Here is a 12,410-nt window from a genome sequence, read left to right as displayed (position 1 = left end):
GGATACGGCGATGGGGGCGGGGGGGTTAACCGGGAAATGCTTGAAATGCGCCGTCGGCTTGATAAAATGCCGGGGATTCCCGCAGTCCAGACGGGCCGGGCAGAGGAGTATTTTGAGCGCCTGAATGAAACGGTCCGCAGTACCGACCAGTATGTTCATACCTGGGACGGGGAGCTGTATCTGGAATATCACCGGGGAACATATACGAGCCAGGCCTATAACAAACGGATGAACCGGAAGCTGGAGCTGCTGTACCGCGAAGCGGAGTGGCTGCAGGTGCTGCTTGCTGCAGAAAAGGGCAGCTTCGGCAGCTATCCTGCGAAGCCGCTGCTGGAAGGCTGGCATACCATCCTTCGCAATCAGTTCCACGATATTATTCCCGGCTCCTCCATCCATGAGGTGTATGAGGACTCCCGGCTGGAATATGCAGAAGCGGAGCGGATTGGCCGCGCGGCGGCTGATGCTGCAGCAGAAGGGCTGACCGGGTTATCCGATTCACGGCAGGCAGTGCAGTACACGGTATTTAATGGAGCCTTCTTCGAGCGGACTGAGCTGGCAGCTATTCCTTATGAAGCAGCAGCAGGGGATTTGGAGTGGAGCACTGCGGACGGCCAAAAGCTAACTTCCCAGCGTGCAGGGGATGAATGGCTGGTGGAGGTTCCGTCCGTTCCGATGCTGGGCAGTACGGTTATCACTTCCCGGTCCGTGGCAGACCCCGCTCAACTGCCGTATGCAGCAGATTCTGCTGATACTGCTGATACTGCTGGCGGAAACATTGGCGCTCCTGAAGTTCCAGCCTTAATGCCAGACCGTCCGGTTCCGTTCGAATGGGAGGATTTGCGGCTTACAACGCCGTTTTATGTGTTGGAGTGGAACGAAGCCGGGCAGCTGAGCCGGATCTATGACCGGCGGGAACAGCGGGAGGTGCTGGCTCCAGGTGAGAACGGCAATGTGCTTCAGGTCTTTGAGGATAAGCCAAAGATGTTCGATGCCTGGGATATTGACCTGTTTTATCAGGAGAAAATGCGCGTAATCACCGACCTCCGCTCCGTTGAACGGATAGAATGCGGCTTGATTGCCGCGGTGCTGGAATTCACCTGGAAGTATATGGACTCCACCATCATTCAGAGGGTTAAAGTGTACAGCAGAAGCGCACGGATAGATTTCGAGACCTGGGTTGACTGGCATGAGCAGCATCAGCTGCTGAAGACTGCTTTTCCGGTTGCGGTGCGGGCTACGGAAGCCACCTACGATATTCAGTTCGGCAACGTAAAGCGGCCTACACACTGGAATACAAGCTGGGATTATGCACGTTTTGAAAGTGTGGGCCATCAGTGGGCTGATTTGTCGGAGCGGGGTTATGGAGTCAGCTTGCTGAACGACTGCAAATACGGCTACGACATCAAGGATCATGTGATGCGGCTGTCGCTGATTAAGTCGGCAACCGAGCCCGACTGGCAGGCGGATCAGGGGGAGCACCGCTTCACGTATGCTCTGCTGCCGCATAAGGGGGACTGGGCAGCGGCAACCACAGTGCAGGAGGCCTGGTCACTGAACAATCCGCTGCATGTGGTTAAGGGCGGTTACTCTACCGGGGCTGGCAAATCGCTGATCAAGACAGACAGTTCTGGCATAGCCGTCGATGCCGTCAAAATGGCGGAGAATGGCGACGGCTTCATCGTCCGCTTGCATGAGTATACAGGCACTCGCAGCACCGTAACACTTAGCAGCGATTATCCGCTTCATTCCTGGCAGGAATGCGACTTGATGGAGCGGCCGCTCGGCGAAGCTAACATTGGGCAGGCGGTTACCCATGAAATGAAGCCTTATGAGATCAGTACTTTTATCGTCAGATTCTCCGGTTAGACTTCATCATACAGCTTCCGCAGAAAATCTGCGCTCTCCTGCACATACTCTTCGGGCGTACTCTCCAGAATGCCTTGAATATGCGGCCGCTTATATTTCATGTAATGGAGCAGTGGAGCAAAGTTCAGCAGGCCTTGGCCTACAGGAACAATCACGACCTGACCGTCTCTGATGGTGTAATCCTTCAGGTGTATGACGGCAATACGATCGCCTAGCAGCTCCAGCGCTTCCGCAATCACGGCATCCTGCTGCCGGTAATTGTCTACGGTCATCAGATTGGCGCAATCGAGAATGATCTGCAGATTATTGGAGGGAACCTGTGTGAGCAGACGCCGCGCCAGCTGTGCAGTATAGATCGGGTGATGAATCCCTGCTTCAATACCTACCGTTACGCCGAAGCGTTCGGCTTCTGCCACCATAGCCTGCACGGAAATGACTGCCTGCTGGAAAGCTTCCTCCGTAAAATTAGCGGTTGTGTATCCTTTGCCCACACTGCCTGTTTCCGTACCTACCAGGCTGGCACCGAAATCCCGGGCCAAACGGAGGTGGGTACTAAATGTATCCAGGGCCAATGTTCTTTGGGCGGGGTCAGAATCAACGATATTCACATAGCAGCCGAGCACAGCAATACGGATACCGGCCTGCCGGAAGGCATCACCGAAATGGGCAGCGGTACCGGGACTTAAACTGGATATCGCGGGGACACTCTCCGGAAAAGACTTATGTACAGCGAACTGAATGTGTGTGAAATGGTACCGGCAGAGCTTGGCGGTTAGCTCCGCCAGAGGGTTCTGGCCAAAATCATGGGCGCGTATCCCCAGGTGAAGCGGTGCAGTCATGATAGTCCCTCCTGTTTATTAATAAATAGAATCTATATTGAAGCACATAAGCCGCAAGCGGGTCTGCTTGCGGCTTATGGCCTATGGTTCCATGCGATCAGATCCATCCATTTCCCGGTCAGCGGCAAGACTTACGGCTTGGAGACGACCTCTGCTGCTCTAAGCCCTGACCGCCGCAAATATACACTCAAGGCAGTCAGCTCTGCAGACTGCCGGATCGCCCCGGCGACCAGGTCAGCCACGCGGGCAGCGCCTTCCTTGGAGAAGTGCGTATCATCCGTGATGCCCACCGGATAGTTGGGATGATCGTTCGCGGGCAGATGCATGAACAGCTGCCGCGAGCCTTCTTCTCCCAGCGCGCGATATAGCTGCTGGGATGAAGCAAAAATATCGAGCAGCGGCGTACCGGTCTGTGCTGCGACCTCGCGTACCGCTTCCGGGTACGGCCCGATAGCGAGCGGGTCAGGCTCGCCGCCTGAAGTAAACCGGCGGCGGCTGACCGAAGTCAGCAGAACAGGATATCCGCCGTAGTTGCGGGCGAAATCAATGAACGTGAGCAGATTTCGGCGGTACTCTGTAGCGGGATCGGTATAACGGGCAGGGTCCTCTACCTTCTGGTCATTGTGTCCGAACTGGATCAGCAGGTAGTCGCCTGACCGGAAATCCTTGGCGATATCCTCAAGCCGGCCTTCTGCCAGATAAGAGCGGGTACTGCGCCCGTTAACCGCCCGGTTGTCTACGGTAATCTCAGGGCCAAAATGCTCCTGAAAGAATTCACCCCAGCCTGTCATTGGCTTCTCGCCCCCGCCTTTCTGAGCGGCGGTAGAGTCACCGGCAATGTACAGTGTAGGCATAATCGGCTTCCTTTCCCGGTTCAAGAGTGTACAGCGCTGCGGGCTTCGAAGCCGAAGTATCCTGCGGCATTACTGTAGGATATTCCTTCCACCAGCTGTCCCAGCAGTGTCTGATCGTCCGGTGCTTCACCGCGCTCTGCCAGTTCACCCAGCAGCTCGCAGAGTACGCGGCGGAAATACTCGTGGCGCGTGTAGGATAGAAAGCTGCGGGAGTCGGTCAGCATGCCGACGAAATTACCCAAGAGGCTGTTATCAGCCAGTAAGGTCAATTGGCGGCGCATGCCGTCGCGGGTATCGTTGTACCACCAGCCGGAGCCAAGCTGAAGCTTGCCTGCGGTATCCTTTTGATAGCAGCCCATCAGAGCCAGCAGGGCAGGATAGTCTCCCGGGTTCAGCGAATAGAGGATGGTCTTCGGCAATCCCTTGCCGCATTCGGCCCGGTCCAGCAACTGCGAGAGTGCCTCAGCCAAAGACAGATCGTTAATTCCATCGTAACCCGTATCCGGCCCAAGGCGCTGGAACATCGGCGTATTATTATTGCGGAAGGCGTGCAGGTGCAGCTGCATGGTCCAATTGTGATCATGATACATTCCGATCAGCGCCGACAGCAGTTCTGTCCGATAGACAGTGATCTCTTCCGGTGTCAACATCGTACCTCCCAGCCTTTTGGCAAAAATCCGCTCCACCTGTGAGGCATCACCAGCCGCCTGATAACGCAGTACGTCGAGTGCATGGTCAGACAGCCGACAGCCGTTCGCGTGGAAAAATTCCACACGGCTCCGCAAGACTTCGACCAACGATTCATAATTGGCTACAGGTACTCCTGCTGCTTCCTCCAGCCGGGCCAGCCAAGCCGGGAATCCTTCGGCGTCGATATTCAGCGCTTTGTCGGGACGGAAAGTCGGGAAGACCTGAAAGTCATGCTCCGACTCCTTAAGCAGCCGGTGATATTCCAGCGAATCTGCCGGGTCATCTGTGGTGCAGATGATTTTGACATTCGAATTCCGGATCAGGCTTCGCCGGGTATAGGCCGGTTCAGCCAGCTTGCGGTTCACTTCCTCCCAGATGGCAGGAGCGGAAGTTTCGTTCAACAGTTCATGAATTCCGAAGAATCGGCGCAATTCCAGGTGGGTCCAGCTGTATAGTGGGTTGCCGATTGCCTTTGGAAGCGTACGGGCCCAGGTCAGGAACTTGTCATAATCGGAAGCATCACCGGTAATATGGGATTCAGGAACCCCGTTGGCCCGCATAAGCCGCCATTTGTAATGATCTCCGGCCAGCCAGGCTTCCGTCAGGTTGCAGAATGCCTTGTCTTCATAGATTTCCTTCGGGTCGAGATGGCAGTGATAATCGATAATCGGCATGGTTTTGGCATGATCATGGAAAAGCTTGCGCGCCGTTTCGCTGGTCAGCAGAAAATCGTCATTTAAAAACATCGTGATTCTCCCTTTACTTGGATTAGATAAGGATTAGAGCGTAACTCCGGTTTTGAAAATCGCCAGCTCGCGCACTTCATTCTGCTCGTTGCGCGTTTTTTGTCCGCTCGCTACATCGATGATGTAGGCGATGAATTCCTCCAGCACATCGGCCATCGGGCGTTCCAGCAGCGGTCCGGCATTGAAGTCCATCCAGTGGCCTTTTTTGGCAAAAAGATCATTGTTAGTCGCCACCTTGACCGTTGGCACAAAGCTGCCGAACGGTGTTCCCCGGCCGGTTGTAAAGAGCACGAGCTGGCAGTCCGATGCGGCAAGGGCGGAGGCCGCCACCAGATCATTGCCCGGGGCCTGCAGGAGACTTAAACCTTTGCGGCGCAGCTTCACGCCATAATCCAGCACATCCACAACAGGCGAGCTGCCAGCCTTCTGGGTGCAGCCTAGTGATTTGTCTTCCAGCGTACTGATCCCGCCAGCCTTGTTGCCGGGAGAGGGATTCTCATAGACCGGTTCCCCATAGGAGAGAAAATACTGCTTGAAATTATTTATCAGAGAGACGATGTCTTCATAGACCTCACGGCTCTCCGCACGTGCCATCAGCATTTTCTCGGCACCGAACATTTCAGGGACCTCTGTCAGCACAGAGGTTCCACCCTGGGAGATAATGAAATCCGAAAAGGCACCCAGCAGCGGATTGGCGGTAATGCCGGAGAATCCGTCGGAGCCGCCGCATTTCAGTCCGACGTTCAGCTCGCTGAGCGGAACCGGCTCGCGGGCATCATTTCTCGCTGCCTCGTATAGCTCTTCGAGCAGAGTGAGACCTGCCTCTACCTCGTTGCCTACCTCTTGGGCAACGAGGAATTTGACCCGGCTCTCGTCATAGTCACCCAGCATGCTGCGGAACTCGGAGACGATATTATTCTCGCACCCGAGACCGAAGACCAGCACGCCGCCGGCGTTCGGATGATTCACGGCATCCAGCAGAATGCTCCGGGTCATGCGGTGGTCATCGCCAAGCTGCGAGCAGCCGTAAGGATGCTTGAGTACGGTAAAGTTATCGAAGCCGCCCAGATCCGGGTGTTCTGCCTTGAATTCCTGCAGCATCTGCTCGGCAATGCCGTTCACACAGCCGACCGTGGGAATGATGAACAGATCGTTGCGGATACCCACCTTGCCGCTTGCGCGGCGGTAGCCCTGAAAGGTCAAATCACGTTGCGGATAAATGACCGGATGAAGCTCGGGAAGATATTCATATTCTTCTTCTCCTGCCAGATTGGTCTTGATGTTATGCGTATGGATCCAGTCACCTGCCCGGATCGCTTCGACCGCATGCCCGATGGGGTATCCGTATTTAGTAATAACGTCGTTCACGGCAAAGTCGGTTAATGCGATTTTGTGGCCCTGCGGGATATCCTGGGCAGCCTCCAGAGTGAGTCCCTCAAAAGTGATCTCTTCACCAGAAGCAATGGGGCGCAGCGCAACGGCTACCGTATCGCGGGGATTCATTTTCATTAATCGTTTCATGCTGTCCCTCCTAATAGGAAATGATGGATTAGGCTTCCGAACTAACTAGCTGTTGCAGCGCCGCACGGGTGCCGGAGCTTTGAAGCTGGCGCAACTGGGTGTTAACCGCTTCCGTAAGACCCGGCACCTTGGTCAGATCTTGACCCCACAGGCTAACTTCCTTCAGGATCGCTTCAGCGAATGTGGAGGGATTGCTCCACGCCTGATCGAAGACCGCCAGCACTTCAGCACTGTCCTGACGCTTCACGCGGTCTCCCCGGTAACTGAGCAGCAGTGCGGAGAAGGCCAGCGTAATCAGCGGCGGCAGCTGGCCGCGTTCCTGCTGATACCGGAGCAGCACAGGGAGGAGGCGGGTTTTGAATTTGGAGATGCTGTTCAGGGAAATCGAGGCCAGCTCATGGCGGATGAACGGGTTTTTGAACCGCTCAAGCACAGCGTCTGCGTAAGAGAGCAGCTCCTCCTCGGGAAGATCCAGCATCGGAATGAGCTCTTCATCCAAAAGCTCGCGCACATAGCGGTAGAATGTTTCATCGTTCATCACATCCTCCACCGTTTCGAGCCCTGCCATCATGGCTAGGGGAACCATGGCCGTATGCGGGCCGTTCAACAGATGAACCTTCCGCTCACGGTAGTGGGTCATGTCATCTGTAACGACTACGTTCAGCCCGGCTTTGGCCAGGGGCAGCCGTTCAGACAGCCAGGACGGGCCTTCAATGACCCAGAACAGAAACGGCTCTGCGGTTACCATCAGCTTGTCGAGGTAGCCCAGCTCGCTTTCCAGTTCAGCGGCCTTGTCACGCGGATATCCCGGAACGATCCGGTCAACCAGACTGCAGCAGAAGGTGTTCTCATCACTGAGCCACTGCAGGAAGGCTTCACCCAGATTCCACTCATTAGCGTACTGCCGCACAATTTCCTCCAGCTTCTCGCCATTGCGGTCAATCAGCTCACAGGGGATGATCACGAAGCCTTTTTTGCCCAGCTCAAACCGTCTGTGCAGTAGGGCGGTCAGCTTGGCAGGGAAGCTTGCAGGCGGCGCATCCTCCAGCTTGTCTCCGGGGTGATAGGCGATGCCTGCCTCTGTCGTATTGGAGGTGATGAACTCCAGTTCGTCATTCTCGGCCAGAGCCAGATAAGTCTCATAATCGCTGTAGGGATTGATCACCCGGCTAACGCTGGTGATGATCTCACGTGAATTGACAGGCTGCTGCTGCATGATGCCGTTCAACAGCACCGTGTAAAGATGATCCTGCTCGGCCATCAGTCCGCCGAGTCCCTGGCCGATAGGCACAACAACTGCAGCGCTTCCGTTAAACAGGCCTTGCCGGTTCATCTGCTGCAGCTGCCAGTCAACAAAAGCACGCATGAAATTCCCTTCCCCAAATTGGATCATCCGTTCCGGATATTGCGGCAGGCCGGGCTGAGTGGTTCTGGATAAACGCTGTGTCATAAGTGTTCAATAATCTCCTTTATAAAGTATTGTAATAATGCACACGTGAACATTTTATTTAAAAAAAGAGAGGCTCTTTTTTTAACCGGATGGAGCTGGATAATGACTGCTCTTCACAATTGCACATAACAGCCATTTGTGAAGTCAGATCATACTGATTCGCAAGTTTATGTGGAAATAGTAGAACTATTCCGCAGGAAAACACTCGATTGCAGAGTTTAGTGGGAATATTGCATCTAAATCGCTCAAAATCCTCATAAATGAGCAGATTTGACCGAAATATGTTTACTTTTTCCACTATTACATCTCGGACCCTCTGCCATAGCTGATTTTGTTCTACTTTTTCCACTTCAATAGAGTAACTTATACATTCAGAGTGGGGTCCGGGGAGGCTGCGTCCCGAACTGCGTCCCGAACTGCGTCCCGAGCTGAGTCCCGAACTGCGTCCCGAACTGCGTCCCGAACTGCGTCCCGAACTGCGTCCCGAACTGTGTCCCGAGCTGCGTCCCGAACTGCGTCCCAAACTGTTGCCCCGCTCCCCCAGCCCGTTCCTGATCTACACTGCGGATGGCTTCAGTTCCGCTCGCCAGCACTCCTTACCCGCTCGTGAGTCACTTTTTCTCCGCTCGCCAGCACTCTTTACTCACAAGTCAATCACTCTTGATCCGCTTTGGCGGCCGGCTGCACATAGAGTTCCGCTTGCTTCAGCCTCCGTATACCGGCTCATTACTTCTGTAGCCCGGCAACAGTCTGGCGGGTGACTAACGCAGTATTCACGAACAACTGCTGGGGCTTGCTCTCCGGCTGCTGAAGCAGCTGCACCAGCATTTTGGTGCCGAGCTCGCTGATCTCTGTAATGGGTTTGCGGACTGTGGTCAGGGCTGGATTCGTGTACCGGGCGAACATAATATCATCGAATCCAATGAGGGAAATCTGGCCCGGAACATCGGCCTTGTGGGCGTAGCAGGCGTTCATCGCGCCAATCGCCATATCGTCATTGGAGCAGAACACCGCTGTCGGCGGATCTTCCAGCAGGAGCAGGGCAGCCATTGCCGCGTATCCGCTCTCAATGCTGTAGTCTCCAGCCGCAAAGTAATCGGAGTTCAGCGGAAGACGATGGGCAATCAGGCTGTCCATGAAGCCCTGTTTGCGCTCGCTTGATGACTTGAAGCCAGGCTTGCCTTCGATAATAGCGAATTTCTGGTGTCCCTGCCGGACAGCATAATCAATGGCTGCCTTCACGCCTTCACGGTCATTTGCGACCACGTTCATAATGCCGGGATCTTCAAGCTGGCGGTTCAGCACTACCAGGGGAATCCCCATCTTCTTCACATGATAGATGAAGGCATTATCCTCGTCGCTCTGGCTCATGACCAGAATGCCGTCAAAACGCTGCGGCTGAATATTGCCGAAGTTGTGAACGCCGTCAATACCGTTGACCGTCAGGTTGAAGTTCTCATCCAAGATGTGGCTGATCCCTTTGATTGCATCGACCAGGAAGCTGGCCGAGGTCCCCTGTTCAATACTGGAGAAGAACAGACCGATGGTGAAGGATCTTTTGGTCACCAGGCTCTTGGCGCTGTAGTTGGGCACATAGTTCATTTCGGCGGCGATTTTTTCGATTTTGTCCCGGGTTACTTTCTTGATCAGCGGGCTGCCGTTCAGCGCTCGGGAAACGGTCGTATGGGAGACGCCGGCGACACGTGCAATGTCTTTGATGGTGATCATAATATCTCTCCGGGAAAATAGAATTGTTAACGATTTCAGTTTACGATTTCCACACGGTCAAGTCAAGGAAATGTTAAAATGCACACGTTAAAATTTTTGTGGCAGAATGCCATCTCTGGCGCTATAATTTATTTGCTTGCCTGAGATAAATGAGAGCCTCCTGAATCTGAATTAAACCTGCCAGGTAGCCGGTTTGGGTCGCCGGGCCCGTCGAGTAGGAAGTTTTACCTATTATATCAATGCACCCGTGATCACCAATGACCAAGAAGGCTTAGGCGCATTCCTGCAGGTCTGTGGAGAATACGAGAACAGGCCTACCTGATGCGCCAGGCCTGTACGTGAAGCCGATGGATGAGGAGGAAGAACAGATGCTGGTAGGAAAAGAAGCCTTCTGTGATTTTCATACCATACAGGAAGCAGTAAATGCGCTGGAATCTCAGCCGGAGGATGAAGAACGAACGCTGTATATTTTGTCAGGTGTATACGAGGAAACGGTAAGGATATACCGTTCCCATCTGCGGATTATCGGCATTGGCCACGTGGTAATTACCATGAACCGGTATGCCAGGGAACTGGACGCCGCAGGTGAAGAGATCACCACCTTTGCCACCCCGACGCTCTTCCTTGGGGGACACCGTTTGGTTGTGGAGAATCTGACGGTTGCCAATACGGCCGGACAGGGAACAGATATTGGGCAGGCCGTGGCGGTATATGCTCATTGTGACGAGACGGTCTTCCGCAACTGTACCTTCAAGGGATATCAGGATACCCTGTTAACGGGACCGCTGCCTCCTGCGACTAAGGAGGGCAAGCCCTTCGGCGGCATCCCGCTCAAAAAGCGGCATGACCGCTGCCGCCAGCTCTATACCCATTGTTATATTGAGGGAACAGTGGACTTTATTTTTGGAGGGGCAGCAGCCTATTTCGAACATTGTGAAATCCGCAGTCTGCTACATTACGGCCAGGGTGAGGGATACATAACGGCAGCGTCCACACCCGAGGGTCAGGAATACGGGTATATTTTCAGCGGGTGCTTCTTAACGGCTGATCCAGGCGTAACCGGGGTCTACCTGGGACGGCCATGGCGCAGTTACGCCCGGACCGAACTTGTGAATTGCCGCTACGGCAGACATATTGATCCCCGGGGCTGGGATCATTGGGATGATCCGCATAATGAACGGACCGTGAGATATTGCGAATACGGTGTGGCGGGTGATGATCCCTTGCGGGGACAGCGTGCCGCTTGGGCGCTTTTGCCTGATGTGTCTGAGGAGGCACCAGGCAAAGCACAGATTTTTGCCGGTACGGATTTCTGGAAGAGGGCGGGTACCCATAGCTAGACAGCAGAGACCATGCCCGACTTCGAGTACCTGATCATGGACGGCAGCATGCAGGAGAAGCATCCTTTTCAATACTGATGAAGCTGTACAAGGGGATGCGGCTGAATCTGCTGGTCTCCTTACGGTTCTATCTTCTCAATCATGCAATAACCCGGTTTGCCGCTGCCGTGGCAACCCCCAAAAAAGCGGACACCTGATCCTCTCAGGTGTCCGCTTTTTCATAAGATTTTATTTATCCTTGGCTTTATCCTTCTGGCCGGCATCCTTAGGAGAATCTCCTGTAAGAGTTTCCTGCACATTGTCCATAATGCCTCCGACGATATCATCCAGCTTGTCTGTAGATGCCGTCTGTCCAGGTCTGCTCGCATCGGGAATCTGATTAAAACCGGCGCTCCGTTTGTCTTTGAATTTCTCTTTGTCGCTCATACTCTCATTCCTTTCCATGCTGCCGAAGTTAGAATATGTCCAAAACGCCTATCTTATGTAACGAGTACACCATATGGACGGATCTGAACCAGTGTGCATGGGGAAGCAGCATTTGGCAAAGGCGAAAGCTATAGAGCTGGAGGTCCTTCGTGGAGGTCCTTCAATTGGAGAAAGCAGGAAATTCATGCTTAAAGCGGAATGTAATAATATGGAGGCTAAGCTTTGTTATGCTGAAATTTCGTGATTTCCCGGTCGTAGTGGGATATACTGCCGTCGAATCTTTTGAGACGCACATAGTCTTCGGCAAACTTTTCCACGATTCCGATCCCCACCTGGGAATACATTCCGTCAGGATCGAGCTGCAACGCGGACACAAAGGTCTGCGACAGTGCAGCGACAAAAAAATCAACATTTTTAACGAGTGTCTGCGGCATGGCTGATATTCCTCCGTTCATTCGCTTTAGCGCGTCTAGCTACAAAAGCTTTTTATCTATAATACGACAGCCTTTGCATTTTGAAAATAGGATTTAATTTGCAGGATTTGTGAAAATAACGCTTTGTGTTTCAAGTGGAGGAGGAAAAAATGCATGAGCGCTGCAAAAAAGACACTTGTTATTACGCTGGCGGTCCTCGGACTGCTCATCGTGCTGACTCCCATCGTCTATGCAAGGATTGGCACCATAGTCTATGCTCACAGGGTCAAAGTTTACCTGACTGAAGAAATGGGCTATGCCCGGGCGGAAATTGCTTCGGTAAAAGGGAAATGGACCATTAAGGCCCCACCGTTTGTTGTACATGTCAAGTTTAGAGACGAGCCGGAGGTGGAGTATACTTATTTTGCACACGCTGGAGTGATACAATTCAGCCACGAGATTTCCCGGAAAGGCTTGGACCAGGGGGTCACGGAGAAGAGCCTGAAGCATTACGTTCCTCTGGATTAAATATAAGAT

At 53.6% G+C, this 12,410-nt stretch carries 11 protein-coding genes; 3 read left to right on the top strand and 8 right to left on the bottom strand.

From position 1 onward, the window contains the following. On the top strand, positions 1–1,866 hold a 1,866-nt coding region (locus A3842_RS20450; RefSeq protein ID WP_178382382.1), incomplete at its 5' end, for an alpha-mannosidase. Here A3842_RS20450 and A3842_RS20445 read toward each other — a convergent pair. The 6 genes from A3842_RS20445 to A3842_RS20415 all read right to left on the bottom strand — a co-directional run bounded on the left by A3842_RS20445 (position 1,863) and on the right by A3842_RS20415 (position 9,694). Then, positions 1,863–2,705: a sugar phosphate isomerase/epimerase family protein gene (locus A3842_RS20445; RefSeq protein ID WP_074102564.1), complete on the bottom strand. Its 843-nt coding sequence runs from the start codon at positions 2,703–2,705 to the stop codon at positions 1,863–1,865. The two genes, A3842_RS20450 and A3842_RS20445, sit on opposite strands and share 4 nt — an antisense overlap. Before the next feature lie 131 nt (positions 2,706–2,836). Beyond that, on the bottom strand, positions 2,837–3,559 hold the full coding sequence (locus A3842_RS20440; protein WP_074085418.1) for a rhamnogalacturonan acetylesterase: 723 nt from the start codon (positions 3,557–3,559) through the stop codon (positions 2,837–2,839). Positions 3,560–3,579: 20 nt separating this feature from the next. Further along, the gene (gene uxaC, locus A3842_RS20435) at positions 3,580–4,995 is read right to left on the bottom strand and encodes a glucuronate isomerase (protein ID WP_074102563.1); all 1,416 of its coding nucleotides are present in this window, start codon (positions 4,993–4,995) and stop codon (positions 3,580–3,582) included. 33 nt (positions 4,996–5,028) lie between these two features. Continuing rightward, complete coding sequence (locus tag A3842_RS20430) at positions 5,029–6,516, bottom strand: UxaA family hydrolase (protein ID WP_074102562.1); 1,488 nt, start codon at positions 6,514–6,516, stop codon at positions 5,029–5,031. A gap of 28 nt (positions 6,517–6,544) precedes the next feature. Beyond that, positions 6,545–7,966 carry a tagaturonate reductase gene (locus A3842_RS20425; RefSeq protein ID WP_074102561.1) on the bottom strand — a complete coding sequence of 474 codons (1,422 nt, stop codon included), beginning with the start codon at positions 7,964–7,966 and terminating at the stop codon, positions 6,545–6,547. 726 nt (positions 7,967–8,692) lie between these two features. After that, positions 8,693–9,694, bottom strand: coding sequence for a LacI family DNA-binding transcriptional regulator (locus tag A3842_RS20415; protein ID WP_083609670.1), 1,002 nt, complete (start codon positions 9,692–9,694; stop codon positions 8,693–8,695). Between the two features lie 368 nt (positions 9,695–10,062). On the opposite strand from A3842_RS20415, the gene A3842_RS20410 reads away from it, so the two are divergent. Then, positions 10,063–11,034, top strand: a complete 972-nt coding sequence (locus A3842_RS20410) for a pectinesterase family protein (protein WP_074102558.1) — start codon at positions 10,063–10,065, stop codon at positions 11,032–11,034. 228 nt (positions 11,035–11,262) lie between these two features. On the opposite strand, the gene A3842_RS20405 is transcribed toward A3842_RS20410, so the two are convergent. Both A3842_RS20405 and A3842_RS20400 read right to left on the bottom strand, forming a co-directional pair. Then, entirely contained in the window at positions 11,263–11,460 is a 198-nt protein-coding gene (locus A3842_RS20405; RefSeq protein ID WP_074102557.1) for a hypothetical protein, read from the bottom strand. Between the two features lie 215 nt (positions 11,461–11,675). Continuing rightward, positions 11,676–11,915: a hypothetical protein gene (locus tag A3842_RS20400; protein ID WP_256701782.1), complete on the bottom strand. Its 240-nt coding sequence runs from the start codon at positions 11,913–11,915 to the stop codon at positions 11,676–11,678. Positions 11,916–12,047: 132 nt separating this feature from the next. Between A3842_RS20400 and A3842_RS20395 the strand changes: the two genes are divergently transcribed. Further along, a complete protein-coding gene (locus tag A3842_RS20395; protein WP_074085400.1) occupies positions 12,048–12,401 on the top strand; it encodes a DUF3139 domain-containing protein in 354 nt (117 codons plus the stop codon). The last annotated feature ends 9 nt before the right edge of the window (positions 12,402–12,410 follow it).

The organism is Paenibacillus sp. P3E (assembly GCF_001909045.1).
In the GTDB taxonomy this organism is placed as follows: Bacteria; Bacillota; Bacilli; order Paenibacillales; family Paenibacillaceae; genus Paenibacillus_AQ; species Paenibacillus_AQ helianthi.
This window is presented reverse-complemented; position numbering and strand designations above follow the sequence as displayed.

Coding starts and splice junctions, on each gene's coding strand:
- A3842_RS20405 (WP_074102557.1), bottom strand. CDS start 11,460: ATGAGCGACAAAGAGAAATTCAAAGACAAACGGAGCGCCGGTTTTAAT.
- A3842_RS20440 (WP_074085418.1), bottom strand. CDS start 3,559: ATGCCTACACTGTACATTGCCGGTGACTCTACCGCCGCTCAGAAAGGC.
- A3842_RS20395 (WP_074085400.1), top strand. CDS start 12,048: ATGAGCGCTGCAAAAAAGACACTTGTTATTACGCTGGCGGTCCTCGGA.
- A3842_RS20425 (WP_074102561.1), bottom strand. CDS start 7,966: ATGACACAGCGTTTATCCAGAACCACTCAGCCCGGCCTGCCGCAATAT.
- A3842_RS20445 (WP_074102564.1), bottom strand. CDS start 2,705: ATGACTGCACCGCTTCACCTGGGGATACGCGCCCATGATTTTGGCCAG.
- A3842_RS20410 (WP_074102558.1), top strand. CDS start 10,063: ATGCTGGTAGGAAAAGAAGCCTTCTGTGATTTTCATACCATACAGGAA.
- A3842_RS20430 (WP_074102562.1), bottom strand. CDS start 6,516: ATGAAACGATTAATGAAAATGAATCCCCGCGATACGGTAGCCGTTGCG.
- uxaC (WP_074102563.1), bottom strand. CDS start 4,995: ATGTTTTTAAATGACGATTTTCTGCTGACCAGCGAAACGGCGCGCAAG.
- A3842_RS20415 (WP_083609670.1), bottom strand. CDS start 9,694: ATGATCACCATCAAAGACATTGCACGTGTCGCCGGCGTCTCCCATACG.
- A3842_RS20400 (WP_256701782.1), bottom strand. CDS start 11,915: ATGAACGGAGGAATATCAGCCATGCCGCAGACACTCGTTAAAAATGTT.